This is a genomic window from Nonomuraea sp. SYSU D8015 (assembly GCF_008065375.1).
Taxonomy (GTDB): domain Bacteria; phylum Actinomycetota; class Actinomycetes; order Streptosporangiales; family Streptosporangiaceae; genus Nonomuraea.
Window position 1 is genome coordinate 1,102,153 of record NZ_VJYI01000002.1, and the last position, 24,804, is coordinate 1,126,956.

Sequence of the window (24,804 nt, forward strand, 5' to 3'; positions counted from 1 at the left end):
AAGCCATGAACCGACTCGCCCAGGCAGCCGCCTTGCTCCTCGCGGTCGTCCTGCTCGCCTCTTGCGGCGCGGCCGCTCCCGCCGCCCCGGCAGGCCACGAAGGTCACGGCGGCCATGCCACCACGTCCACGCCCGCGGCGGCCCCGCTGCGGGCCGGCGAACGGTTCGTGAGCCTGACGATGGCGGAGCCGTACACGCCGGGGCCGCCCAACGGCGGCACGGACGACTACCGTTGCTTCCTCATCGACCCGAAGCTGGCGAGCCAGGTGTTCCTCACCGGCGCCCAGTTCCAGCCCCAGAACGTCGACCTCGTCCACCACGCGATCTTCTTCAGGCTCGGCCCCGAGCAGGCCGCGCAGGCCCGCAAGCTGGACGCCGAAGCCCCCGGCCAGGGCTGGACCTGCTTCGGCGACTCGGGCATCGACGAGGCGTCATGGGTGGCCCACTGGGCCCCCGGCACGAACGAGACCCTCATCAACCCGAAGTACGGCTACCAGCTGCCGTCGGGCAGCCAGCTCGTCATGCAGGTCCATTACAACCTGCTCGGCGTGGACGGCAAGCCGGGCACCGACCGCTCGGGGATCCGGCTGCGGGTCACCGACCAGACGCTGACGCCGCTGGAGACCGCGCAGTTCCCCGCGCCGGTCGAGCTGCCCTGCACGCCGAAGGAGTCCGGCCCGCTGTGCGACCGGGAGGAGGCCGTGAAGGACGTCAGCAAGCGGTTCGGCAGGGAGATCGAGCAGCAGTCGGCCGAGCTGGCCCAGTTCTGCGGCCCGGTCGAGCCGGGGCCGACGCAGCACTGCGACCTGCCCGTTCAGGGCCCCGCCGTGGTCCACGCCACGGCCGGCCACATGCACCTGCTCGGCCGGGCCATCAAGATGGAGCTGAACCCCGGCACGCCGAAGGCCCGCACGATCCTGGACGTGCCCGACTACGACTTCGACGACCAGTCTCTCCGCGTGCTTCCCGAACCCGTGCAGCTCGAGAAAGGCGACGTGGTACGGGTGACGTGCACGCACGACGCCGGCCTGCGCGCGCAACTGCCGCAGCTCCAGAAGCTGCCGCCGCGGTACGTCGTGTGGGGCGACGGCACCAGCGACGAGATGTGCCTGGGCCTGGCCATCATCTCGGCCACCTAGGGCCTGGACGAGGCGGCATGGGCCGGGACTGCCGCGGCCTCGAGGTGTCCGTCGCCCGCCCTATGAGCCGTAGACGACCGACAGGAAGCGCACCAGCACGGCTTCCCTGCTCGCCGCGGGCAGCGCGTCCAGCACCGCGTTGACCACCGCCATCTGCGGCTGGCCCGCCCCCTGCCGCAGGTCCACCCCCACGGAGGCGGCCAGCTCGGCGAAGGTCGCGTCGTCGAGCGCCTCCAGGTCCATGTCGGCCACCAGCTCGACCAGGCCTTCGGGGAGCAGGGCGGGGCCGCGTTCCCGGGCGGCCGCGGCCGAGTCGGCGATCACCTTCAGCATGGCCTCGACCCCGGCCAGCGTCACGCCGGTGACCGTGATGTGCAGGTTGGCCGGGATGCCCGCGTACGACAGCTGCGGCTGCAGGAACCAGCCCCGCCCCCGCGCCTCGTCCGCCAGTACGAACACGTCGATCCCGTCCCCGGCGAACGCCACCAGCGCCGACTCCGGCTCCCCCAGCACCCGCAGCCCGGGGATCGCCGCGATGCCCTCGCGCAGCCGCCGCGTCGCCTCCAGCGTGGCGCGGCCCAGCTCCAGGTAGCCCTCTCTCCCGAGCGCCTGCAGGGTGGCCCAGGCGCCGCCGAGCGGGCCCGCCGACCTGGAGCTCTGCACGGTCGCGTTGATGATCGTGTACCCGGGCCAGGCCGCCGAGGCGAAGTACGCCTTGCGCCGCATCGCGGGATCGGCGAAGAGCACGACCGAGGCGCCCTTGGGGGCGTACCCGAACTTGTGGAGGTCGCAGGAGATCGACGTGACGCCGGGCACGGACAGGTCGAACGGCGGGACCGCCGCCCCGGCCGCGCGCAGCCACGGGAGCAGCCACCCGCCGACGCACGCGTCCACGTGGCACGGCACACCCGCCGCCGCGGCCAAGGCGGCGACCTCCTCGATCGGGTCGATCACGCCCTGCGGGTAGGAGGGCGCGGAGGCGACGACGAGGATGGTGTCGTCGTCGATGGCGGCCGCGACGTCCGGCGCCCGCACCCGGTACGTCTCCAGGTCCACCGGCACGGCCGTGACCTCGACGCCCAGGTAGTGCGCGGCCTTGTGGAAGGCGGGGTGGGCGGTGACCGGGACGACGATGTTGGGACGGCCGGTGTGGGGTCGGTCGACATCGGGACGGCCGGTGTCGGGACGGCCGCGCCTGCCCATGTCGCGGGCCGCCTTCACCGCCAGCATGATCGACTCTGTGCCGCCGCTGGTGAAGATCCCGTGGCCGCCGCCGAGCTCGTCGGCCACGGCGCCGACCACCTGCCGCTCCATCTCCACCACGCTCGGGAACGCGGTCGGATCGAGGCAGTTGACCTCCAGCATCTCGAAGTACGCCCGCGCCGCCGCGTCGTTGACCTCGGCCCGCCCCGTGTCGTAGACGTAGGCGGTCACCTGTCCGCCGCGCACCGGTAAGTCGTGCTCCTTGAGCCTGGCCACCTCGGCCAGCAGCTCCTCGGCGGTCCGTCCGGTCGGGGGAAGGTTCACGGAGGCTCCTTCGCGATGCGGGCGTGGCACGAGACGGCGGACGACCGAACATAATTCCGCCGCGCGCTTCCGGTCAATGGTCTCAGTCCGGCGCCCAGAACTTCGGCCACGGCCTGTGGCGCGGCGGCGCTCAGGGGCCAGGACGAGCACCGGCAGGAGCACGACTGGCCAGATCCTCCTCATGCCTCCTCGGACGCCCACGGGAAGGGCGTCGTGCCGTACCTGTCGTAGGTTCGCCGCTCGATCGCGTTCTCGCGCGGCTGGTACGCGGGATAGAACTCCCCGCCGCACTCGAGGTCGTCCAGCGCGGCCTTGATCTCCTGGCCCAGGTGGGGCTTGGCCTCCTCGTACGTGAGGACCTTCCAGTCGATGGTGATGAAGAGCTCGCCCTCCTCCATCGGTGGGGGCTCGGCTCCGCCCAGCCGGGTGTCCAGATCGGCGAACGCCTCCCGGCCACGCGTGGAGAGGGCGACGGGCGTGGCGTCCGCGACCTCGTATCCCTTTTCCTCGAGACAGGCGGCCATGGCCGCGTTCAGCGCCGCTCGGTAGCCCTCGGGCCGATCCTGGGTGATCTTGTCATTGGGGTCGGCCGACGGTTCCACCGGCGCTCTGCCGCGGACGTACACCGAGAACACGCCGAACCCGAAGAACGCGCGGTGGACCCGCATCGCCGCGTAGTCGCCCGCGGCACGCAGGCGCTCCTCCTCGCTCTGCCGGGCCTCAGGCCTCACGTAGGGGACGTACCTGAAGCCCTTCTCCTCCATGCAGCCTGGCCTTGATCTTCTCGATCCGATGTCTGCGGTCGAGTGCCGGGTCCGCGGAGGCGGCGGCGCCCCCGCAGAGGACGCCAAGGCCAGGAGCGCGGTCGCGACTCGCGCGCCCGGCGTCGTGGTCGCGCTCACCGGTGGGTGTAAGAAGCGTCGGGGGCCGGGTCGATGGCCGTCATGAACCCGCCGGTCTCAGGACGAGGGCGGCGGCCGCCTGCATGCGCCGCGCCTCGGCCTCCACGAGGGCGCGGCCGTCGTCGGTGATCCGGAAGTAGCGCCGGTTGCGGCCGTTGACGACCTCTTCACGGTCCACCTGGATCACGCCGCGCTCGTTGAGGCGTTCCAGGATGCCGTAGAGGGTGCCGACCGACGGCTGGACCCGGCCCCCCGACAGTTCCTTGACCGCCTTGCTGATCGCGTGTCCGTGCAGCGGCTCCGCGCGCAGGGCGGCGAGCACGAAGTACATCGGCTCGCTGACTTCTGACGTTCCCCTCGGCATGACGCCGACAGTATTCCGTTGAACGGAGCGTCGGCAATGCCCGGCGGCCTTCAGAAGGCCGCCGGGCACGCTGGATCACTTACACCGGTCGCCGTTCAGGTGGAACACCTCGGGCGCCGGATTCGGCCCCCACGGGTTGGTGGCGAGGAAGCCGAACGTCACGGACCTGCCCGGCTTGATCTGGTTGTGGCCCTTGGCCGTCACCACCGAGCCGGACTGCGAGAGCGCCGCGCCCAGGCCGTGCCGCACCCGCTGGCCGCTCAGGAACGACCACCGCAGGGTCCAGCCGTTCACGGTGCGCTTGCCGGTGTTCTCGATCACGACCTGGCCGGTGAACGTGCCCGAGCCGCGGGCCGAGTAGCGGACCCGGCAGTCCGACCGCTCGCTCTTGTCGGCCAGGAAGGCCGAGACCCAGGCCAGCGGCGCGTTCCAGTTGATGGTCAGCTCGTTCGTCGCCCAGGACTCGATGTGGTCGATGTAGCAGAACTGCGGCTTGCAGCCGCGCAGCAGTCGCTGCGCGAGCGGGTCCTGGATGTGGGAGTTGGGGCCGCCGGCCAGCGTGCCGCGCGGCGGGTTGGGCAGCGCGGGGTCGAGCTGGCGGGCGTACCAGCGGCTGTGCTGGTTCTTCGAGGCCACCTCGCCGTAGCCGGTCACGTACGACTGGTTGAGCGCGTTGCGGCCCAGGATGTAGTCCATGCCCTCGCGTACGGCGGCCCGGTATCTCTCCTGGCCGGTCAGGTCGTACGCCGTGGCCATGACCACCATGTTGTTGAGCACCAGGTGGCTGGAGCCCCAGTCGAAGTCCGGCGGGTTGTACGGGAGCCCGTACGGGTGCGCCTTCTGGATCGCCAGATACTTCTCGGCCCCTTCGATCACCGACTGCCGCACCCGGGCCCGGTCGGGCAGCCCGTTGGGCACGGTCGCCAGGTCGAGGCGGCCGAGCTGGGCGGTGTTGCCCCAGTCGAAGCCGCGCTCGCGCCAGATGTCGCCGGTGTGGTGCGGCGAGGCCAGCACGAAGTCCCTGAACTCCTTCTCGCCCGTGGTGATGTACAGCTCCGCGGCCGCCCAGTAGAACTCGTCGGTCACGTTGTCGTCGTTGTAGGGGCCGCCGCCGGTGCCGTCGTTGGGATCGGCGTACCTGGCCGGGTTGGCCTTGGCGGCCGCCCACGCCTTGCGGGCCGCCTTGAGGTTCCTGGCGGCGAACTCGGCGTCGTACGGGGCGAACAGCCGGGCCGCCTGCGCCGCCGTCGCGGCCAGGTTGAGCGTGGCGGCCGTCGAGGTCGGGTGCAGCTCGCGCGGCTGCGGGTCGAGGTGCGGCAGCAGCGGCAGGCCGGTCCAGTTACGGTCGTGGATCTTGTGGTGCGCCATCCCGGCGAACGGCTTGCCGTCCGGCACCTGCATGCTCAGCAGGAACTCCTGCTCCCAGCGGGCCTCGTCCAGGATGTCGGGCCTTCCGTTGCCGCTCTCGGGGATGTTCAGCTGGCCATCCTTGAAGGCCGCCTTGTCCCGTTCGTACGTGGCCATGAGCTGGTAGACCGAGATGCCGCCGTTGACGACGTACTTGCCGTGGTCGCCGGCGTCGTACCAGCCGCCCTTGACGTTCAGCGTGTAGTCGCAGACGCCCGGCTGGCAGGGCACCTCGACGTCGCCCAGGTTGGGAGCCACGCCGACGTGGCCGGCGGGCCGGCCGTAGCCCGGCCGCAGGCTGTCGAGGATCTCGATGCCGCTGCGCTGGGTGTAGTAGAACTTCAGCGCGTCGGCCGGCAGCTGGTCATAGATGTCGGCGCCGATGTCGAACGGCCGGCTCGTCTCGCCGTCCGCCGTGATCGTGTAGTCCTGGCCCGGCTTGCGGAACGAGCCGAAGTCGAGCGTGTGGACGTTCTGCCCCGAGCTGGAGTCCACGCCTCTCGGGGTGGTCCTGCCCTGGGCGACGGTCTCCTTGGCGGCGTTCTTGAGCTCCCAGTCCAGCGGCGTGGTGGCAGTGGTGACCACGGTGGCCTTCTTGGGGCCGGAGGGCAGGTAGCCGACCATGTTCACGCGTACGCGCGGGCCCGTGTCGGGCTCGTAGACCTCGGGCTCCGCGCCGCCCTTGAGCGACACGTCGTCCATGCAGAACCTCCAGGGCTCGGCGCTGCCTCCCAGCTGGAAGACGACCTGCGAGTTCGGCAGCGACACGGGCGCGGTGAACGTGTAGGAGTAGCTGTTGCCCGAGACGCTCATGTCCGGCGCGGCCGACAGATACTGGGTCCACGGGTCCACGGGGAGCTGGATCAGGGCCCTGCCGACCTTGGCGGGGGTCGCGGAGGCGAAGAATCTGTAGGCGTACGTCTCGCCTTCCACCAGTGGGATGTCGTTCTGGCCGATGATGACGTCCCACGGGTTGGCCGTGCCGCCGGGGATGTCGGCGCAGAGCCGTCCGTCGGCGACGGTGAGGGTGACGTTGGCGGTGCCCCACCAGGGGGCGGTTCCGGTGTCGAAGGTGCCGTTCACGATCTGCTCGGGTCCCTCGTCCGCGGCCTGCGCGGTCGTGGCGGAGGACAGGGCGACCATGGTGAGGAGGGCCAGTAAGGCGGCCCGGCATCGGGTCATGGAGGTCCTTCGGGGGGTTGGGAGCGCTCCCAAAACAGAGCGATCCGATCCTCCTTTCCCGTCGGCGCCCCGTCAACGGCTTGCGCACTATCGGCCCTCGAAGCCGGTGAAACGTTCATCGCGGAGGAGGCGGGTCAGCTCCTCCGCCCGGTGGTGGTCGTACGGTGCGGCCAGGCGTTCGGCGTCGCTCATCGCCTGCTCGGCCGCGCGAAGGGCCGCCTTCCGCCTGCCCGCGGCGGCCAGCACCAGGGCACGCGCCCAGCCGATCCGGGCGGCGGTGCCCGGGTTGCGGGACACGTATCGGGAGAGGTGGGCGTGCAGGAGGCGCGCGGTCGCCCGGTGCGGGCGGACGGGTGATCGGCCGCGGGATCCGGGCTGGTCGGCCGCGACGGCGCCGGTGCTCCAGAGCAGCTCGGCGAGGCCGGTCCAGCACTCCAGCATGCCGGGTTGCGCCGACGGCAGCCGCGCCGCCAGAGCGAGCGCTTCGGCCAGGGCCCTCTGCGCGCCGGCCTGGCCGTCGTCGCCCGGCTCTCGACGACGTGCGGCGAGAGTCTGGCCGTCGTCGCCCGGCTTCCGCCGCACGGCGCGGCGCGTGCCGGGGGCCGGCGGGTTCAGGAGGGCGGGGGGCGGGAGGGGAGTCGCCGCGGCGCGGAGAGCGAGGCGGGTGGAGGCGGTGAGCAGGCGGAGGTCCTGGATCGTGCGCATGCCGGGCCCGTCGCGGAGCCCGAGCTCCTTCTCGTGCGTGCGGCGGCGGTTCACCGAGGCGCGGGCGCCCGCCACCACCTCCCTGATCTGCTCCACCGGCACCCCGTCCAGCCGAAGCAGCGCCTCCGCCCGGCCCATCAGGCACCAGTGGCGGCCGATGTCGTCCCCGCCCACCCGCGCGACCGCCAGCTCCTCAGTCTCGGCGAACAGCTCTGCGGCCGCCGCGAAGTCCCCCCGCCACAGCGCCGTCTCGGCGAGCATGCCCACGCAGCTCTCCGCCATCCGCGGGTCGAGCGTCCTGGCGCGTCCCTCGGTGAGCGACCGGCGGGCGTCCTCGAACGCGCCCGCGTACAACTGGTCGATCCCGCGGGCCAGCCGGGCCCGGTTCACGGCGTCGGAGGGGTGCTCGACGCTCGCCAGGGCCTGGTCCGCGAGCAGGCCGTAGCGGGCGGCCAGGCGGTGGCGTCCGGCGATGCGGGCGGCAGTGGCGAAGTATGCGTAGGCCTCGGCCTTCAGCGCGGGGCCGGTCGTCCGCTCGGCGGCATTGAGCTGGCGGAGCGAGGCCGTCAGCATCGTCGGAAGGTCCTGCTGGTGATAGGCGATCCTGGCCAGCAACGCCAGGGCCTGCGCGGCCTCGGCGGCGGCGTCCGTACGCCGGCCGGGCAGGAGGCGGTGCGCGGCCTGCCGGGCGGCGGCGGCAAGGAGCGCGACCGCGAGGCCGGTGGGAGACGCCGGCAGCGGATCGCCGAGGACGTCGAGCGCTTCCGTGGCCAGGCGGGTGGCCTGGCGTTCCCTGGCGAGCTGGTGCTCGCTCACCGCCGCCATCCTCAGCCGGCGGGCACGCAGGTGCGGGACCTCGGAGGTACGGGCGAGGTGCTGCCGGACGATCGCCGCCGACTCCTCGTACAGGCGTAGGCGCAGGCACAGCGTCCAGTAGTGGTCCAGGAAGCGAGCCTGCCCGGACACCGGCCAGGCGAGCCGGATGTTGTCCATCTCGGCGCCCAGCACGCGGGTGACCTCGGCGTCCGATCCGTCCTGGAGCGCCGTGGCGTGCTGGTCGAGAAGACAGGCGAAGTGGCGGGCGTGCCGCTCCCGTACCTGGGGATCCCGCAGGTGGGCGGCGGCGAGCTGCTGGATGAGGGGGTGGAGGACGTACCGGCCGGACGAGGTGAGCTGGATCATACTGTGATCCACCAGGCGGACCAGCACGTCCGCACCGACCCCTGCGACCTCCACGGCCGCGCCCAGCGTGCAGCCGCCGCCGAACACCGACAGCGCGGCGAGCGCCTCCTGCGCCGCCGGGTCCAGCAGGCGCCAGGACGTCTCGAAGACCGTGCGCATGCTCGCGTGCCGGGAGCGGGCGGCGGGCCCGGCGGTGTAGAGCAGAGCCGGGTCCACGCCGAGACGTTCGGCCAGGTCGGCACAGGGCACGGCGCGCAGCAGGCTGGCCGCCAGCTCGATCGCCAAGGGGAGCCCGCCGGTCGCGGCACAGATCGCGGCCACCAGCGGAGCCTCGCGACCGGGGTCGAACGCCGGCTGTGCCTTCAGCGCCCGCGCGCCGAAAAGAGCCTCGGCGGCCGGTCCTGGCAGGCCCTCCACGGGGACGATCAGCTGGCCGGGCAGCTCCAGCCGCCGCCGGCTGGTCGCCAGCACGCGGACGCCGGGGGCGGCACGCAGGATCTCGCCGATCACCGGGTCGAAGGAGGGCAGGTGCTCGAGGTTGTCGAGCACGAGCAGGCAGGAGCGGTCGGTGAGGGCGGCCGGCAGTAGCTCCACGGCGGGGCGGGGCGGTGAGAGATCCACGCCGAGGCGGCGGGCGAGCGTGGTCACGGCCGCTTCCGGCCGCACGCCTGCGAAGGAGACGAACGCGGCGTCGAGCTCGGCGGTCTCGGCCGCGGCGATGGCGAGGCGAGTCTTGCCGACTCCGCCCGGGCCCAGCAGGGTGACGAGGCGTTCGCGGGACAGCGAGGACCGGACGCGCTGGAGATCGCCCTCCCTGCCGATCAGCTCCGAGCTGGGGACGGGCAGGGCGGCGCGGCGGGCCGCCACCGGCTTGGGGACGAGGTCCTGTCTGAGGGCGCGCGTCTCGGGCGCGGGATCGACGCCCAGCTCGCGGGCCAGCCGGTTGCGTAGCTCCTCGTAGGAGGCCAGCGCGGCGGCCCGGTTGCCGGTCCGGGCCAAGGAGGTGATCAGCAGCCGGTGGGCCTCCTCGTCGTACGGGTCCAGCTCCGTCACGATCCTGGCCAGCCGTACGACGTGCGCGGAACCCGAAGCACCGGCGCCGACGAGCAGCTCCCGCAGGAGCAGCCGGGCCCGCCGCCGCTCCGAATCCAGCCACCCGGCGAAGGCGGGCGCGTCGCCGAAGCAGAGGCCGTCGAGGAACTCCCCGCGCCACAGCCGAAGCGCCCCGGCCACCGTCGGGGCGCACTTGAGCTGCCGGTAGTCCACGAAGCAGGCGTCGTCGGCGCGGAAGGCGACGTGGTCGCGGGTGATGTCGAGCCAGTCGCCCACTTCCCTGCGCAGCTCGGACAGCGCCAGTCGCAGGCTGCCGCGGGCGTTGGCGTCGGGGCGCTCACCCCACAACAGCGTCGCGAGCTCCGCCCGTGAGCGGGCGCCGGGCGTGGTGGCGAGGTAGCAGAGGAGAGCCCGGGTCTTGGCGGAGCGGATCCCCAGGGGCGCCCCTCCGACGGCCAGCTCCGGAGTGCCGAGCAGCAGCAGGGTAAGGGAGTCTCCCATACCTGAAGCAGGCTATGCGCCGGCCGTGCGTCCGCCTGTGCCCGGCGTTACCGGGATCGTGTGCTCTGTGCTACTGACCTGCGATCTAACGGTGCGCTCACGATGCCTCCCCCACCCTGATCCCGCGTTTCGCGAAGGTCGCGAGGCGCCGGTATACGGGGAGGAACTGCATGCACTCTCGTAAGACGATCGCCGCGCTCGCGGTGGCAGGGGGACTGATCACGCCGGCGGTCTTGACCGCGACCCCGGCCGCCGCCGCGGCCGCGTCGTGCCGCGTGACTCTGTACGACATCGACGCGGGCAGCGTGGCGGACCGGGACGGCCGGGACGAGCTCCGCTTCAGAGTCGAGGGGAATCTGTTCCCCCGATTCGACGCCAAGTACTACCCCATGAGGGCCGGCGGGGACGGGGACCCCGCCGACTTCGAGCACCCGGTCGCGATCATCTCGCGCCACGACGACGTGCGCTTCAGCCTGCGCGAGACCGAGGGCCCGGCCTGGGGCGCGGGCGACAACCTCGGATCCGTCGTCGCTCGCGGCTCGACCTGCGCCGGGCTGGACAGGAACGAGACCGAGATCGTGACGGAGACCCTCGCGGGGAGGCAGCCGACGAGGTACGAGTACGTGGTCAGGATCAAACTGACCGGCCTGTGACGGTCCCCCCGCCAGAAGGCCCCGCCGCCCCGCCCCCGCAGCGGCGGGGCCTTCGTCACGCGTTTCCGGGTCGCCACATGGGCCAGAACAGCGTCCCGTCGGGGAGCGTGAACGGCTCGCGCGCCTGGTAGCCGTGCCGCATGTACAGGTCTCGGCTGCCCGTGCTGCTGGCCTCCAGGTACGCGGGCGCGCCGCCCAGCCTGCCGTGGTGGTGGCGCAGCAGGGCGGAGCCGAGCCCCTGGTTCTGGTGGTCGGGGTGCACGGCCAGGAACGCCAGGTAGTGGTGCGGCTCCGCCGGATGGTGCTCGTCGAACAGGTCGTCGAGCACCCGGAACCGGTCGCACCACTCGCCGGTGATCTCGGCCAGGCGGCGGTCGTAGTCGGCAGGGGCGGGCAGCGGCGCGGTGCGGGGGAACCACACCGCGGCCGCGTGGCCGTCGTCCAGGAGGTGGACCTCGCCGTGCTCGATCGCGTGGTCCACGAAGATCTGGAAGTTCGCGGTGAGGATCTTGTGTCGCACCCTTCGCTCGGGCACGAGGTAGCTCACCACCTTGAGCTGGGCGAAGGCGGTCGCGATGAGCTCGGCGACCTGCGGGACATCCGCGGCCGTCGCCTGCCGCACGTCCGGCCGCATCGTGAAGGTCTCTCCCATGGCCCGGGGTCTCCTCTCGGTCAGACGGTGTCCTGGGCGGCGGCCGCCTTGGCGCCCATCCCGACCAGAGAGTAGACCGCGGGCTGCCCGGCGCGCAGCACAAGCGCCCAGATCACGCCGACGACCGCGGCGACGCCGTAGACCGCGGGCAGGAGCCAGGCCAGCGGATCGCCCTCGGGCACGCCCAGCAGCGTCGCGAAGTTGTCCAGCGCCAGCCACACCATCACGGCCAGCGCGATCGCGGCGGGCACGGGCGCGATCAGCCGCCGCCCGAGCGTCTCGCCGCTGGGCTCGCGCAGGAAGAAGGCGATGACCGCGATCGACGTCACGAAGATCAACAGCAGCACTCCGAAGCCGCCGAACGAGCCACCGTAGAAGAACAGGTGCACCAGCGGATCGAGCCCGAGCACCGCGTAGACCACGATGACCGCCAGGCCCAGCACGCTCTGGGCGATCGAGCCGGTCTTGGGCGCCCCGCTGCGCGCCCGCGTGCGGCCGAACGCGGCGGGCAGCACCCGCTCGCGCCCGAGCGCGAAGAAGTAGCGGGCGGTGGTGTTGTGGAAGGAGATCATCGCCGCGAACACGCTGGTGGCGAAGAGCACCCTGGCGATGTCGACGACCGTCGCCCCAAGGTGTTGCTGGGCGAGCAGGAAGATGGTGTCGGCCTGGTCGCGCTGCGCCGTGGCCACGATGTCGGCCGGGCCGGTGGCGACCGTCATCGCCCAGGACGACAGCGCGTACAGGCAGGCGATGATCGCCACCGCCGAGTACGTCGCCAGCGGCACCGTACGCCGGGGCTCGCGGCTTTCCTCGGAGAACACCACGGACGACTCGAACCCCACGAACCCCAGCGTCGCGATCACCAGCAGCGCCCCCACGCCGTCGGTGAACAGCGCGCCCGGCGCCAGCGTCTCCATCGAGAAGCCCGAGGGGGCCGGGTTGATCAGATCGGCGAAGTCGAACAGCAGGATGACCGCCACCTCGGCGGTGAGCAGGACGGCCAGCAGCCGGCCGTTGAGGTCCACCCGCATCACGCCCAGCGCCGCCACCAGCGCCCAGGCGATCAGCGACACCACCCACCAGGGCGGCGTGACGCCGAACCAGCGCTCGATCAGCGGCGTCGTCGCCGCGCCGAACGCGCCGTACAACCCCACCTGCAGCGCGTTGTACGCGATCAGCGCCATCCAGGCGGCCGCGATACCCGCCGGCCGGCCGAGCCCCCGGGCGACGTAGGTGTAGAACGCGCCGGCGTTCGCCATGCGCCTGGCCATCGCCACGTACCCGACGGCGAACACCGCCAGCACGACCCCCACCACCAGGAACGCGATCGGCAGGCCGGTGATCTCAGTGATCGCGTACGCGGTGGTGACCACACCCGCGACGACCGTGAGCGGCGCCGCGGCGGACAGGACGAAATAGACGACCGAAGGCGCGCCGAGCCGGTCGGCGGCGAGGGCACCGGAGATCGGGTCGGGCTTGACGGCGGATTTGGCGGTACGCATCGTGTTCCTTTCTGGGGGGTGAGAAGGGCGGGTCAGATGCGGTACGTCAGCACGGCGTCGCCCACGGCGGCGCGGACCTGGCGGCTCAGGTCGCGCAACGGCGGGGGCATCGCGGCCATCAGCGTGGTGAGGTACTGGCGGGCCACCCGCCGGTCGGCCGGGTCGTCGAGCACGGTGTCGGTCAGGTCGCACGCGTCCATCAGGGTCGCCAGCGCCATGTCCTGCGGCGACAGCGGCTCACACCTGACCAGGGACAGCCGCAGCCGCGTCGCGGGCCACATGGCCCGGCTGAAATCGGTGGAAAAATAGCGGGGTTGTTTGCGCTTGAGGACTTTTGGGGTTTGGCGCTGGAGTAGTCCCGAAGCTCCCAGCCGTCCGCTCACATCGGCAATCGACCGTTGTGCGAGGTATGCGAGCCACGTACGCACGTCGGTATGTTGTGGGGAATTCCTGATTTCGGACAGCACTTTGTCGGCCACGCGGTCCTGGAGCCCCTGCACGTCGACCACGCCGAGCCGCACCCCGCGCACGGCGACCCGCTGCGCCAGCACCAGCTCCGCGATCAGCGCACCGGCCAGGCCCAGCGCGATCCCCTGGAGATGCATCCGCGGCTTACCCGAACTGGTCGTATCCCATGCGACGAGGAAGAAATCATCGGCAAGCACCTTGAATCGGTCCGCTCACTATCGCTCTTAGGGATGACCGGCAGAAGTGGCAGCACATAGCCGCCAGCGGAAATATCTACCAAGAACGCCATCGCACGGGTAGGCCCATTTTCTGTGGTGACTTATTCACATTTATCGATGGGGCGTTCCAGTAATGTGGGTGCGGCGTTGAGGCTCCCGTCCGGTCCTGCTGTGGGCGGCCGCTGAGCGGTTCGGGGCCGCGACATGAAGTCGCAGGTCAGCGAGGTGCTGAGTGTGTCGTCCGAGGCCGGGTACGGTCAGGACCATGCGCGCGTATCTCGTGACACTCACTGCGCTCGCCGCGCTGGGCGGCGCGTGCGGCGGCTCCGTGCCCGCCGCGCACGAGACGGCGCTGCCCGCGGCGCCGTCTCCCACCCTGTCACCCAGCGGACGGGCCCTGACCGGGAAGACCGTGGTGATCGATCCCGGTCACAACGGCGGCAACGCCGCCCACCCGAAGGAGATCAACCGGCAGGTCGACATCATCACCGGCCGCAAGGCCTGTAACACGGTCGGCACCCAGACCGACGACGGATACCAGGAGCACGCCTTCACCTGGGATGTCGCGAGCCGGCTCAAGCCGATCCTGGAGAACATGGGCGCCGAGGTCGTGCTCACCCGGCCCGACGACAAGGGCGTCGGGCCGTGCGTCACCGAGCGGGCCGAAATCGGCAACAAGGCCAGGGCGAACGCGGTCGTGTCCATCCACGCCGACGGCGCCGCGCCGAGCGGGCACGGGTTCCACGTGATCATGCCGGGGCTGCTCCGCGGGCACAACGACGCCGTCGTCGAGCCGTCCCGGCGGCTCGGCCTGGACGTCAGGAACGCCTACCGGGCCGGCACCGGCATGCCGTACGCGACCTACAGAGGCAAGGACGGGCTGCAGACCCGCACCGACCTGGGCGGGCTCAACCTGTCGAAACGGCCGGCCGTGTTCGTCGAGTGCGGCAACATGCGCAACAGCGGCGACGCCGCCAAGCTGTCAGATCCGGGCTTCCGGCAGCGCATCGCCGACTCCCTGGCCGCCGGGATCAAGCGTTTCCTGACCTGAGTCGGCAGGCGCGATCGGCGCCGCTCAGCCGTCGCGGCAGAGCGGCCTGCCGCCGACCACGCAGGCTATGTCGTCGAGCTGGCAACTGAGCAGGGTGCCGTCCATGCCGAGCACGAGCACGAGGTCGCGCCGGTATGGATGTGCCAGCATGACCTTGCCGACCACGCCATTGTCCAAGACCACGGTCGGACGGCCTGCCGCGTTCTCCATGCCCTCGTGACTCCTCTCGGATGGAACCCTCACCACCAGGATGCACAGGCCCGAGGTCAAAGCGCATCGGTCATCCGGCTGTATTTACGATCCCGATCCGCAGTACAATCCGCGCTGCTCGTCACGGTTGAGTGCGATGTCCTGGATCGTGAACGACGCCACGCCCAGCCGCCTGGGCAGAGGCATGCTGAAAACCTCGGCCCGCCTGCTCCGGCTCCTGTCCCACCCGCAGACCAGCGCGACCCTCGCAGCCGCCGCGCTGGCCCGGAATATCGTTCGGTGCGGCCGAGTAGGATGGCTTACACCTTGTACGTGGCTAAGGAGACGGCCTTTCGTGACCGAGCTAGAACGCGTTCCGCCCGGCGTTGACCCGAGTGTCCCGAGTTCTGCCCGGGTGTACGACTACCTCCTCGGTGGCAAGGACAACTTCGCCATCGATCGCGCCGTCGCCGACAAGCTCCTCGCGGTCGCCCCCGACACCCGCCTCGTGGCCAGGGCCAACCGCGACTTCCTGATCGAGGCCGTCCACTACGTCGCCGAGCAGGGCGTGCGCCAGTTCATCGACCTCGGCACCGGCATCCCGACCTCGCCGAGCATCCACGAGGCCGCACGCAAGGTCAACTCGTCCTGCCGGGTGGTCTACGTCGACAACGACCCGGTGGTGCGGCTGCACGCCCAGGTCCTGCTGGCCGACGCCCCCGGCGTCGCCTCCATCCAGGCCGACGTGCGCCGTCCGGCCGACATCCTCACCGACCCGCACGTCACCGGCCTGATCGACTTCGACCTGCCGGTCTGCGTGCTGATGGTCGGCGTGCTCCACTTCGTCATGGACGAGGAGGACCCTGCCGGCATCGTGGCCGCCTTCAGGGAGCACATGGCGCCGGGCAGCTACCTGATGATCTCCCACTCGATGGCGGAGAGCGACCCGGAGGCGATCGGCCGGCTCCAGATGGCGACGGCGGGCACCTCGGCCCAGTCGACGTTCCGCACCCACGAGGAGGTGCTGGCGCTGTTCGACGGGTTCGAGCTGGTTCCTCCGGGTCTCGTGCCCGTCCACGAATGGCACGTCGGCCCGGAGGAAGATCACATCCCGCTGCTCGACGGCACGCCGCGGCTCCTCGTCGAGGGCGGCGTGGGGCGGCTCAGAGCCTGATCCCCTCGATGATCTCGTCGAGCTGGGGGACGAGCGGCTGGGAGGCCATCACGGTGACCATCACGCCGTCGCGCTCGACCCAGCCGGCATACCTGCCCGGCCCCAGCGCGCCGTCGCCCACCTTCGTGAGGACCTTCCGGCCGCCGATCGTGGCGGTCTTCGCGTCGCTGGAGAACGTGCCCAGCTGCAGCGGGGCCTTCCTCAGGTCCGCGAGCGTGCGTGCCTTCGGCCAGCACACCACCCGCACCCACAGCAGCTTGCGCTTGCGGTCGATGTCGCTCCGGTCGTCCGTCCACATGTAGCCGTACTCGGCGACGCCGTCGTGCTTGTCCACGTTGACCTCGCCGTTCGTGAAGCCCTTCGGGATGTGGTTCGCCCGGACGCCCTTGATGGCCGTCGCGCCCCTCGGCGGGCGGTCGGCCTCGGCGGCCCGCGCCCGCTTCGCCTCCGCCTTCGAGGGGGTGGGACACGACGGGCGCTCGGCGGCGTGGGCGGCGGGGACGGCGATCAGGGTGGCGGCGACGGCCGCGGCGGCCAGGGCCGCTACCTGGTGGAACTTGTTCATGTCCGGGTTGGATGCGACGGATGGCGCAAAGGTTCAATAGTTCTTCAGGTCGATGTCTGTCGCGAACTTGTCGCCCAGCTTCATCATCAAACCGAGCAGGAAGCGGTACTTGAACATCCAGTTGCGCATCCGGATCCCGGCCGGGGTCGCGGGGGCGAGGAAGGGGCCGGTGTTGCCGTTCTTGGCGATCTTGGCGTACCCGCGCAGCCGGCGCTCGTACTCGGCGAAGGCCACGTGATGATCGCCGCGGGCCGCGGCCAGCTCGCCCGCCAGCACGTACGCGCCCACCACGGCCAGACCGGTGCCGAAGCCGCCCAGCGTGTTGCCGTAGGCGGCGTCGCCGAGCAGCACCACGCGGCCCTTGCGATAGCCGTCGATCCTGACCTGACTGATCTCGTCCAGGTACACGTCGTCGGCGCGGCCCACCGCCGCCATGATCGCGGGGACCCGCCAGCCCATGCCCGCGTAGGCGCGGGTCAGGATGTCCTTCTGGTGCCCGACGTCGTAGCGGTCGTAGTCCAGCCGGCCGGAGGCGAAGGTGAAGAACGCGGGCGCCTTCGGCCCGCCGACGGCCACCATCCTGCCGGGCTCGTTGTACATCCTCGGGACCGCGCCGAAGTCCTCCTCCAGTTCCACCAGTGCGTAGTAGTGACCGAGGAAGCGCACGTGGTCCCGCTCGGGGCCGAAGGCGAGGCGGCGGACGTTGGAGTGGATCCCGTCCGCCCCCACCACCAGGTCGAACGTGCGGGGCGCGGAGCGTTCGAAGGTGACGTGCACGCCGTCGCCGGCCGGGGGCTCGGTCAGCGAGGTGATCGAGTCGCCGAAGACGTACTCGCAGGCCGGGGCCGTGCGGTCGTACAAGATCTTGGACAGGTCGCCGCGTCTGATCTCCAGGTCGCCGCCGGTGAACTCGCCGGGCATGATCGCCAGCCGGCGGCCGGTCGCGTCGACGATCTCCTGGTCGGTGCCGCCGGTCTGGAGTTTGCGCACGTCGTCCAGGATGCCCATGCGGCTCAGGACCGTACGGTGGGTCTCGCCCTTGAAGTCGACCGCCTGCCCGCCCAGGCGCAGTGCGGGGGCCTTCTCCACGATCGTCACGTTGAAGCCGTACCGGATGAGCCAGTGGGCGAGGGCCGGGCCGGCGATGCTCGCGCCTGAGATGAGGATGTTCGTGTTCTTCACGCCGAGCAGCCTCGCCGCCGCCGCTGACAGTGCGGCGACCACTGGCTGACAACCGCCCCGCGCCCTGTCAGCCGGCGTCTTCCTGGAGCGCCGCCACCGCTTGTCGCCGGGCGTCTACCGGCTGCCGTCCGCGGTGCTGCCGCTGGTGAGGGCTGCCACCGCCTCGTCCCTGCTCATGCCCGCGCCCTTGGCGAACGCCGCCGCGAAGCCCTCCGGGCCGAGGGCGCGGGTGGCTTCGGCGGCGACCCCGGCCACATCCACGTCCCCGGCCACGGCGATCCCCCGCAGCGCCACGCCTACGCCGAGGAGCACGGCCGCCCGCTCCGCCGCGCCGGGCGTCCGCGTCGCGGTGCCGGTGAGGAGGACGTGTCCGGCCAGGCCGTCGGCGACTTCGGCGAGGTCGGTGGCCAGCGGCGAGGCCAGGGCGGCGGTCAGCGCCTGGCGGTGCCTGCGCCCGGCCTCCGCCACGTCGCCGGTCGCCTCGGTGAGGCGACCCCGGGCCGTCAGGATGCGTGACCTCGTGCCCGTGGCCGTGAACACGCCATTCTCCAGCGGGAGGTCCAGCGCCGCGTCGAACCGCTCGCCCGCGCCGGCCAGGTCGCCCTCGGCGCGGGCGAGCTCGCCCAGCAGCAGGTGCACCTGCGCCATCAGCTCGGGCCTGCCCGTCCGACGCACCAGATCCGCCGCGCGTTCGCCGTCGGCGCGTGCCGCCCCGGCATCCCCCGCCCGCCGGTGCGCGTCCGCCCGCCGGACGAGCACGTCCACCAGCTCCTCCAGCGCGCCGAGCTCCTCGAGCAGCCCGATCGCGTCCTTCCACAGCCCCATGGCGCGTGCCCAGTCGCCACGCCAGCCGGCGATCACCGCGAGTGAGTCGAGCGCCTGCGCCTTCCCCCAGCGCTCGCCCACCGCGCCGAAGTCCGCCAGCACCGTCTCCAGCTCCCGTTCGGCGCGCGTCACCTGGCCGTTCAGCAACGCCATCAACGCGTTGCCGAGCCCCTCCAGCGCCCGGCTCCACGGATCGGCGCCCATCACCTGCCGCTGCTGCCCGGCCGTTCCCGGCGCGGGCGGGCCCGTGATCATGCCCCACAGAGCGGGGCCGAACCGGGAGCGCACCGGCCGGTCCAGCGACTCGATGATCGCCCGGGCGCGCGCCCAGTGGGGTGACCCGGCTTCGGGGAGGGCGTGGAGCACGGTCAGCACGTATTCGTCGCCCAGTTCGGCAGGTGGTTCGGTGCCGATCGCGTCGAGGAGGCGTACGGCGGGGCCCGTGGCCTGGTCTCGCCGCCCGCTCAGCCACCAGTACATCGCGAGCGCCGCCACCAGCCGCAGCGCCGTCGGCCTGTCGTGCTCCACGCTCCAGCGCAGCGCCGCCCGCAGGTTGGCGTTGTCGGCCGACAGCCGGGCCAGCCAGTCGAGCTGCTCGGCGCGGTAGAGGTGCGCCTCGGCGCGCTGTGCCAGCTCCAGGAACCAGGTCGCGTGGGCCTGCCGCAGCGGCTCCTCCTCGCCTGCCTCTGCCAGCCGTTCCGCGCAGAACAGGCGGATGGTGTCGAGCATCTGGTAGCGCTCGCCGTCGGTCTCCGCCAGCGACTTGTCCACCAGCCCCGCGAGCGGCCCGGCGGCGTCCGCGCCGCAGACCCGCTCGATCGCCTCCAGGGTCGCGCCACCCGCGAACACCGACAACCGCCTGGCCAGCGTCTGCTCCTCGGCGTCGAGCAGGCTCCAGCTCCACTCCACGACCGCGCGCAACGTCTGGTGGCGGGCGGCGGCCGTGCGGTCGCCGCGCGAGAGCAGCGTGAACCTGCCGTGCTCGGTCAGCCGGGTGGCGATCTCGTCCACGCCGAACGTCCGCACCCGGGCCGCCGCCAGCTCGATGGCCAGCGGCAGGCCGTCCAACGCGGTGCAGATCCGCAGGACCGCCTCCACGTTGTGCGGTCCGACGGTGAAGCCGGGCCGCACGGCCGCCGCCCGGTCGGCGAACAGCCTGACGGCGGGGTAGCGGCACGGATCCTCGGCGTCGGGTGGCGGAGTGGGGAGAGGAGCCAGCTGGATGAGCTGCTCCCCGGTGAGTCCCAGCGGCTCCCTGCTGGTGGCCAGGATGGCGAGGTGCGGGCAGGAGCCGAGCAGGCGGCGGACGAGCGTGGCCGCCTCGGTGATGACGTGCTCGCAGTTGTCCAGAACGAGCGTGATCTCCTGCTCGGCCAGCGCCGCCACCAGCCGCTCAGCGGGATCGGAGGGCCCGGCGGCCACGGGCGGCCGCAGCGCCGACTCACGCAGCCCGAGTGCTCCGAGCACCGCCCCCGCCACCTGTCCCGTCTCACGCGCCTGCGACGCCTCCCCGGCATGGCCCAGCGGTCCCGCGCCGTCCACGAGCGACAGGTCCACGAAGCACACCTCCCGCGCCGAGCGACCCGCGGGACGGGTTTCGGCCGCGTGCCGGTCTCCCGGCCCGCCGCTGAGCGCGCCGGCCGCGTGAGCGGAGGCGGCGGTGGGCCGGGTCACGGACTCGAGGGCGAGGCGGGTCTTGCCCGTGCCGCCCGGCCCGACGATCGTCACCAGGCGGGCGTCGTGGAGGGCGGCGACGCGGGCCAGCTCGTCCTCCCGGCCCACGAAGCTGGTCAGCTGGGCCGGTGGGCGCACCCGGAGCTCCCGTTCGCGCGGGCGTTCGCCACGCAGGATCTCCAGGTGCAGGGCGGCCAGCTCGGGCGAGGGGTCGGCGCCGAGCTCGGCGGCGAGGAGCCGGCGCGTGTCGTCGAACACCGCGAGCGCCTCCGCCTGCCGTCCCTCCGCCTGCAGGGCTCGCATCAGCAGCCCTCGTGCCCGCTCGCGCAGCGGATGGGCGGCGACCAGCTCCCGCAGCGCGGCCATCGGATCGGCCCCGGGGAGCGCCAGCTCGGCCTCGGCCAGGTCTTCCACGGCGGACAACCGCAGCTCCTCCAGCCGCCGCGCCTGCGCCCTCGCGAACGGCGCGTCGGCGACGTCCGCGAGCGCCGGCCCTCGCCACAGGGCCAGTGCGTCTCTGAGCAGAGCGGCCACCCCGGCGTGGAGCCCGCGGGCGAGCAGCCGCCGGCCCTCGCGGGCGAGGCGTTCGAACCGGTGCGCGTCCACGTCCTCCCGGTCGATCGCCAGCCGGTAGCCCGTGCCATGGAACTCGATCAGGTGCGCGGGCAGGTTGCGCCTCAGCCGGGAGATCTGCGCCTGGATGGCGTTGACGGCGCCGGCCGGCGGGTCGTCGCCGTACTGGCCGTCGACGAGGCGTTCGACGCTCACCATCCGGCCCGCGTCGAGCAGCAGCAACGCGAGCAGGGCACGGGGCCGGGGGCTGCCGACCGCGACCGTGTCGCCATCGGGCGTTCGCGCCACGAGCGGCCCCAGGATGCCGAACTGCACGCCCGCAATCCTATGGAGCGCCGGGACCTGACAAGCGAGCGCCCGTCCCACGGTGCTTGGTCAGGGATCGCGGGACGGGCGCTCGGCCGGAGGCCGCGGGCGGGAGCGCGTGTCCGCCCGCGGCTCGAGATCAAGGGGAGTCGCGGCGCAATGCTGGCCAGCCCGCTTCCACTCCGTCAACGCACCCCGCCTCTGCGAGAGCCTTCGCCTGCGGAAACGCGTGAAACTTTCACACATTGGGCTTCCACGGTCAACGCTGATTTATCCGGCAACGTGGCCGTGGTCACCGGTGGGACGCGCGGCTCGTCGGGCATCGGGTCGACCACGCGTACGACGCCGAGACGGAGGGCGTGCTGCGTGCGGTCACGCTGGAGGACGTCTCAACGTGGGCGTCTAAACCTGGGCGCCGTGGTGGTCGCGGAAGAAGCGGCGGGCGCCGGCCGCGATCCAGATCGTGCCGAGGCCGGCGTACACGCTCAGCAGCGCGCCGCCCGTCGAGCCGGCGATCAGTGCCGCGACGATGGCCGCCACCAGCAAGCCGGTCCAGACCCGCAGGACCACGCGGCCCCGGGGCGAGCTGATGTGCGTGGCCTCCTGGACGGGCGTGATCAGTGCCATGATCGCCACGCCCGCCGTGCCGACGGGCTCCTGGCCGAGCGCGATGCCCAGCGCGAGCACGGCGATCCCGGCAGGCAGCAGGGCGCAGCACGCCATGGCCACGCGGGCCTCGGCGCCTTCGAAGAGCAGCCGGGTGGCCTTGGCGAGGGTCAGCCGCAGCACGGTCACCGACTCCGAGACCCACGCCGCCCAGTGCAGCAACGCGATGAGGATGAAGACGGCGATGAACGGGGGCGCCACGGGCAGCAGGAACACCAGCCGCCAGCCGCCGAGGTAGCGCCTCCGCAGCTTCGACAGCATCCGCTGCAGCGGGTTGCGCTGCTTGAGCGCGCTCACCAGGAGGTCCCTGGCCGGGGAGTAGCCGGGGTCGAGCCGGAGCACCTCGCGGAAGGAGTCGGCGGCCGCCTTGGGGTCGCCGAAGGCCAGCGCCGCCCGGCCGGCCGCCAGGTGCGCGGTGGCGCTCTCCGGGTCCAGCTGGATGGCGTGCGCCGCGGCGGCCCTGGCCGGCTCGGCCTCGCCCAGCTTGGTGTGGGCTATGGAGAGCAGGCTCACCAGGTCCGGCACCTGGGGGTCGACGGCCAGCCCGCTCCTGGCCGCGTCCGCCGCCTCACGCCACTGTCCCTTGAGCAGGTGGGCGCGGGCCAGCAGTTCCCACGTGGACGTGTGCTCGGTGGACTGCGCCAGCGACTCGTTGGCGGCGGTGATCGCCGGGTCGGCCAGGCCGAGGTGCAGGAACACCTGCCCGGACACGTAGTGCGGATACCAGTGGTCGGGCACCAGGCGGACGGCCTCCCGCGCCGCGACCATCGCCTCCGCCGCCTTGCCCTGGTGGACCAGGGCGAAGGCCAGCAGACAGTGCGCCATGTCCTGCTGCGGCTCGACGGCGAGCACGCCGCGCAGCTCCCGCTCGGCGTCGGCCGGCCGCCGCAGCCGCAGCAGCGTCCTCGCCCGCTCGATCGACTCGTCGACCTTCACCATTTGGCCTTGATCCACGGCATCAGCTCGTCCCACACGCCGGACTCGTTGGCGTGCAGCACGTAGTTGCGGGCGGTGGCCATCCACTCGCGTACCGCCGAGGGCCGGGCGCCCTTGGCGGCGGCCAGCAGGTCGGCGGTCGACATCGGGATCGGGCGGCCCGCGCTGATCGACTGCTGGAGCTTGACCTCGACCGCGCGGTCGACCACGCCCTTCAGGTCCGCGCCCACCATGTGCTCGGTGGCCCGGGCCACCGCGTCGAAGTCCATCTCGGCCAGCGGTTTGTCGCGGCAGAGGATGCGCAGGATGGCCGCGCGGGCCGCGGCGTCCGGCGGTGGCACGAACACCAGCTGGTCGAACCGGCCGGGGCGGCGGAAAGCCACGTCGATGTACCAGGGCGCGTTCGTGGCCGCCAGCACCAGGACGCCTTCGTTGGCGTGCTGGTCGACGCCGTCGAGCTCGGCCAGGAACTGGTTGACCAGCTGCCGGGTGTGTGCCTGGCGCATGTCGGAGCGGCGGGCGGCCAGCGCGTCGACCTCGTCGAAGAACAGCACGCAGGGGCGGTTGCGGCGGGCCAGGTCGAACGTGGCGCGCAGGTTGCGCTCGCTGGAGCCGACGTACATGTCGAGGATGTCGGCCAGACCGACGTCGACGAACGACGCCCCGAGCTCGCCCGCGGCGGCCCTGGCCAGGTGCGTCTTACCCGCACCCGGCGGGCCGTAGAGCAGGACGCCGCCGCCGGCGCGCTTGCCGTACGCGGCGAACAGCTCCGGCTGCTGGATCGGCAGCAGGAGCTTGACGCGCAGCGACTCCTTGACCGCCTCCATCCCGGCCACGTCGGCGAACGTCAGCTTCGACCGCTCCACCTCCGCCCCGCCGGGCGCCGAGTCGGGAGGCGGCCCGCCGGACGGGGTGGCGTACGCAGGAGCGGCCGGCGTCGACGGGGTGGCGGGCGTCGGCGTGGGCTGCGCGACCGGGATCGGCAGCTTCGCGGCCAGCTCGGGGTCGGCGACGGAGGGATCGCGGTCGATCGCCTCGTAGTAGCGGTACCGAGCCTTCCCGATCTCGCCCTCGCCGAGCAGCGCCCTGGCCACGATGATGCCCAGCCTCGGCGGGTAGGTCGGCCGGCCGGTCTCGGTCAGGAACGGCTCCAGGGCCGAAAGCGCCGCGCCGTACTCGCTCTGCCGCACGAACGCCTCCGCCAGCCCGGCCGTGACGTCCACGTCCTTGGGCGCCAGCACGAGCGCGGCCCGGAACTCGGCCTCCGCCTCGGCGAGGTATCCCTTGGCCAGAAGCTGCTCCGCGAGGTGCCGACGGAGCGGAAGGTTGTCCGGAGACAGGCGGGCCGCCTCGCGGAGCGCCTGGAGGCCGGCTTCGTCGAGCACGCGCTCGGTCCCTTCTGTCAAGAAATTTCACTTCCGTACCAAAGGTAGCGCCGACTATAGGTACGGCTTTCGCGACAGCACCCGTGTGCTCCCGCGCGGCCGCCGCTTCAATCGAGGGCATGACGATCACACACACGCTTCCCGGCCGCTGGGTCGAGGGCGCCGGGCTCGTGCTCGGCCCGCTCCTGCTGCTCGCCGGGGTGCTGGTCCGGGCCGGCGAGGACGACTTCTTCCCGGGCCAGCTGGCCGCGTACGCCGCCGCACCGGACAAGATGATCCTCTCCTACAGCCTCTACGCGGCCGGGGTCGTGCTCTTGTGGCCGGCGGCGACCTCGCTGGCCCGTCTGATCGAGAGGTCGCATCCCGGCTGGGCGCGCTGGGGAGCGACGCTGGTGATCCTCGGCCTGTTCGGGCGGGTCTTCCACGCCGGAGTGAGCCATCTGGCCTTCCACCTGGTGGACGCCCTCGGGTTGACCGCTGCGCAGGAGGCCGTTTCCCGGACTTACGGGGCCTTCCACGTGTTCAAGGCGGTCAACATCTGCATCATGGCCGGCTGGATCGTGCTCGCGATCGGCGCCTACCGGACGCGGGCCCTCGGCGTGGTGCGATGCGTCGCCCTGGGGCTGGCGGCGGGGCTGCCGCTCGGGGTGCTGAAAGGCAGCAGCGACCCGATCTCGCTGGTCGCGCTCGCCGGCCTCGCCGTCGCCCTGGTGCCGCTCGGCGTCAAGGTGCTCAGGGACGGCCCGGCCCCGCGCTGGTGGGTCGTGGCCCTGGTCGTCGGGTCGGTCCCGGCCGCCTTCGTCCTCGGGATGACCGGCTGACG

At 72.2% G+C, this 24,804-nt stretch carries 19 protein-coding genes; 5 read left to right on the forward strand and 14 right to left on the reverse strand.

The features are described from left to right. Nucleotides 1-5: 5 nt before the first annotated feature. On the forward strand, nucleotides 6-1,139 hold the full coding sequence (locus ID574_RS14665) for a monooxygenase (RefSeq protein WP_188189332.1): 1,134 nt from the start codon (nucleotides 6-8) through the stop codon (nucleotides 1,137-1,139). A 60-nt stretch (nucleotides 1,140-1,199) separates the two neighbouring features. On the opposite strand, the gene ID574_RS14670 is transcribed toward ID574_RS14665, so the two are convergent. The 5 genes from ID574_RS14670 to ID574_RS14690 all read right to left on the reverse strand — a co-directional run bounded on the left by ID574_RS14670 (nucleotide 1,200) and on the right by ID574_RS14690 (nucleotide 9,962). After that, nucleotides 1,200-2,666: a pyridoxal phosphate-dependent decarboxylase family protein gene (locus tag ID574_RS14670; protein ID WP_188189333.1), complete on the reverse strand. Its 1,467-nt coding sequence runs from the start codon at nucleotides 2,664-2,666 to the stop codon at nucleotides 1,200-1,202. A gap of 179 nt (nucleotides 2,667-2,845) precedes the next feature. Beyond that, on the reverse strand, nucleotides 2,846-3,430 hold the full coding sequence (locus ID574_RS14675; protein WP_188189334.1) for a hypothetical protein: 585 nt from the start codon (nucleotides 3,428-3,430) through the stop codon (nucleotides 2,846-2,848). Nucleotides 3,431-3,608: 178 nt separating this feature from the next. Continuing rightward, nucleotides 3,609-3,932, reverse strand: a complete 324-nt coding sequence (locus tag ID574_RS14680; protein ID WP_188189335.1) for a PadR family transcriptional regulator — start codon at nucleotides 3,930-3,932, stop codon at nucleotides 3,609-3,611. Nucleotides 3,933-4,007: 75 nt separating this feature from the next. Beyond that, nucleotides 4,008-6,521, reverse strand: a complete 2,514-nt coding sequence (locus ID574_RS14685; RefSeq protein ID WP_188189336.1) for a glycoside hydrolase family 9 protein — start codon at nucleotides 6,519-6,521, stop codon at nucleotides 4,008-4,010. Nucleotides 6,522-6,608: 87 nt separating this feature from the next. After that, nucleotides 6,609-9,962, reverse strand: a complete 3,354-nt coding sequence (locus ID574_RS14690; RefSeq protein ID WP_188189337.1) for an ATP-binding protein — start codon at nucleotides 9,960-9,962, stop codon at nucleotides 6,609-6,611. Nucleotides 9,963-10,132: 170 nt separating this feature from the next. Between ID574_RS14690 and ID574_RS14695 the strand changes: the two genes are divergently transcribed. After that, nucleotides 10,133-10,615, forward strand: coding sequence for a hypothetical protein (locus ID574_RS14695; RefSeq protein ID WP_188189338.1), 483 nt, complete (start codon nucleotides 10,133-10,135; stop codon nucleotides 10,613-10,615). A gap of 55 nt (nucleotides 10,616-10,670) precedes the next feature. Here the strand turns inward: ID574_RS14695 and ID574_RS14700 are convergent, their stop codons facing one another. From ID574_RS14700 to ID574_RS14710, 3 genes are read right to left on the reverse strand one after another with little or no spacing between them, the layout of a single operon-like run. Next, the gene (locus tag ID574_RS14700) at nucleotides 10,671-11,267 is read right to left on the reverse strand and encodes a GNAT family N-acetyltransferase (protein WP_223166676.1); all 597 of its coding nucleotides are present in this window, start codon (nucleotides 11,265-11,267) and stop codon (nucleotides 10,671-10,673) included. A gap of 20 nt (nucleotides 11,268-11,287) precedes the next feature. Next, on the reverse strand, nucleotides 11,288-12,769 hold the full coding sequence (locus tag ID574_RS14705; protein ID WP_188189339.1) for an APC family permease: 1,482 nt from the start codon (nucleotides 12,767-12,769) through the stop codon (nucleotides 11,288-11,290). 32 nt (nucleotides 12,770-12,801) lie between these two features. Then, nucleotides 12,802-13,434 carry a GOLPH3/VPS74 family protein gene (locus tag ID574_RS14710; RefSeq protein WP_188189340.1) on the reverse strand — a complete coding sequence of 211 codons (633 nt, stop codon included), beginning with the start codon at nucleotides 13,432-13,434 and terminating at the stop codon, nucleotides 12,802-12,804. A 286-nt stretch (nucleotides 13,435-13,720) separates the two neighbouring features. Here ID574_RS14710 and ID574_RS14715 point away from each other — a divergent pair, with 286 nt between their 5' ends. Beyond that, nucleotides 13,721-14,506 carry an N-acetylmuramoyl-L-alanine amidase gene (locus tag ID574_RS14715; RefSeq protein ID WP_188189341.1) on the forward strand — a complete coding sequence of 262 codons (786 nt, stop codon included), beginning with the start codon at nucleotides 13,721-13,723 and terminating at the stop codon, nucleotides 14,504-14,506. Between the two features lie 24 nt (nucleotides 14,507-14,530). Here ID574_RS14715 and ID574_RS14720 read toward each other — a convergent pair whose 3' ends face one another. After that, nucleotides 14,531-14,716 (reverse strand): hypothetical protein, encoded by a 186-nt coding sequence (locus ID574_RS14720; RefSeq protein WP_188189342.1) that lies wholly within the window; start codon nucleotides 14,714-14,716, stop codon nucleotides 14,531-14,533. Between the two features lie 334 nt (nucleotides 14,717-15,050). On the opposite strand from ID574_RS14720, the gene ID574_RS14725 reads away from it, so the two are divergent. After that, nucleotides 15,051-15,869: an SAM-dependent methyltransferase gene (locus ID574_RS14725; protein WP_188189343.1), complete on the forward strand. Its 819-nt coding sequence runs from the start codon at nucleotides 15,051-15,053 to the stop codon at nucleotides 15,867-15,869. Here the strand turns inward: ID574_RS14725 and ID574_RS14730 are convergent. The 5 genes from ID574_RS14730 to ID574_RS14750 form a co-directional block, all read right to left on the reverse strand. Continuing rightward, the gene (locus ID574_RS14730) at nucleotides 15,859-16,434 is read right to left on the reverse strand and encodes a hypothetical protein (RefSeq protein WP_188189344.1); all 576 of its coding nucleotides are present in this window, start codon (nucleotides 16,432-16,434) and stop codon (nucleotides 15,859-15,861) included. The genes ID574_RS14725 and ID574_RS14730 overlap by 11 nt on opposite strands. A gap of 33 nt (nucleotides 16,435-16,467) precedes the next feature. Then, a complete protein-coding gene (locus ID574_RS14735) occupies nucleotides 16,468-17,616 on the reverse strand; it encodes an FAD-dependent monooxygenase (protein WP_188189345.1) in 1,149 nt (382 codons plus the stop codon). 114 nt (nucleotides 17,617-17,730) lie between these two features. After that, complete coding sequence (locus ID574_RS14740) at nucleotides 17,731-21,003, reverse strand: AfsR/SARP family transcriptional regulator (RefSeq protein WP_188189346.1); 3,273 nt, start codon at nucleotides 21,001-21,003, stop codon at nucleotides 17,731-17,733. Nucleotides 21,004-21,396: 393 nt separating this feature from the next. Continuing rightward, nucleotides 21,397-22,599, reverse strand: a complete 1,203-nt coding sequence (locus ID574_RS14745; protein ID WP_188189347.1) for a tetratricopeptide repeat protein — start codon at nucleotides 22,597-22,599, stop codon at nucleotides 21,397-21,399. Next, nucleotides 22,593-24,002, reverse strand: coding sequence for an ATP-binding protein (locus tag ID574_RS14750; RefSeq protein ID WP_223166677.1), 1,410 nt, complete (start codon nucleotides 24,000-24,002; stop codon nucleotides 22,593-22,595). Before ID574_RS14750 ends, ID574_RS14745 begins: the two co-directional genes overlap by 7 nt. Before the next feature lie 98 nt (nucleotides 24,003-24,100). Between ID574_RS14750 and ID574_RS14755 the strand changes: the two genes are divergently transcribed. Next, nucleotides 24,101-24,802, forward strand: a complete 702-nt coding sequence (locus ID574_RS14755) for a hypothetical protein (RefSeq protein WP_188189349.1) — start codon at nucleotides 24,101-24,103, stop codon at nucleotides 24,800-24,802. The last annotated feature ends 2 nt before the right edge of the window (nucleotides 24,803-24,804 follow it).

Coding starts and splice junctions, on each gene's coding strand:
- ID574_RS14665 (WP_188189332.1), top strand. CDS start 6: ATGAACCGACTCGCCCAGGCAGCCGCCTTGCTCCTCGCGGTCGTCCTG.
- ID574_RS14675 (WP_188189334.1), bottom strand. CDS start 3,430: ATGGAGGAGAAGGGCTTCAGGTACGTCCCCTACGTGAGGCCTGAGGCC.
- ID574_RS14680 (WP_188189335.1), bottom strand. CDS start 3,932: ATGCCGAGGGGAACGTCAGAAGTCAGCGAGCCGATGTACTTCGTGCTC.
- ID574_RS14685 (WP_188189336.1), bottom strand. CDS start 6,521: ATGACCCGATGCCGGGCCGCCTTACTGGCCCTCCTCACCATGGTCGCC.
- ID574_RS14690 (WP_188189337.1), bottom strand. CDS start 9,962: ATGGGAGACTCCCTTACCCTGCTGCTGCTCGGCACTCCGGAGCTGGCC.
- ID574_RS14695 (WP_188189338.1), top strand. CDS start 10,133: ATGCACTCTCGTAAGACGATCGCCGCGCTCGCGGTGGCAGGGGGACTG.
- ID574_RS14700 (WP_223166676.1), bottom strand. CDS start 11,267: ATGGGAGAGACCTTCACGATGCGGCCGGACGTGCGGCAGGCGACGGCC.
- ID574_RS14705 (WP_188189339.1), bottom strand. CDS start 12,769: ATGCGTACCGCCAAATCCGCCGTCAAGCCCGACCCGATCTCCGGTGCC.
- ID574_RS14715 (WP_188189341.1), top strand. CDS start 13,721: ATGCGCGCGTATCTCGTGACACTCACTGCGCTCGCCGCGCTGGGCGGC.
- ID574_RS14720 (WP_188189342.1), bottom strand. CDS start 14,716: ATGGAGAACGCGGCAGGCCGTCCGACCGTGGTCTTGGACAATGGCGTG.
- ID574_RS14730 (WP_188189344.1), bottom strand. CDS start 16,434: ATGAACAAGTTCCACCAGGTAGCGGCCCTGGCCGCCGCGGCCGTCGCC.
- ID574_RS14745 (WP_188189347.1), bottom strand. CDS start 22,599: ATGGTGAAGGTCGACGAGTCGATCGAGCGGGCGAGGACGCTGCTGCGG.
- ID574_RS14755 (WP_188189349.1), top strand. CDS start 24,101: ATGACGATCACACACACGCTTCCCGGCCGCTGGGTCGAGGGCGCCGGG.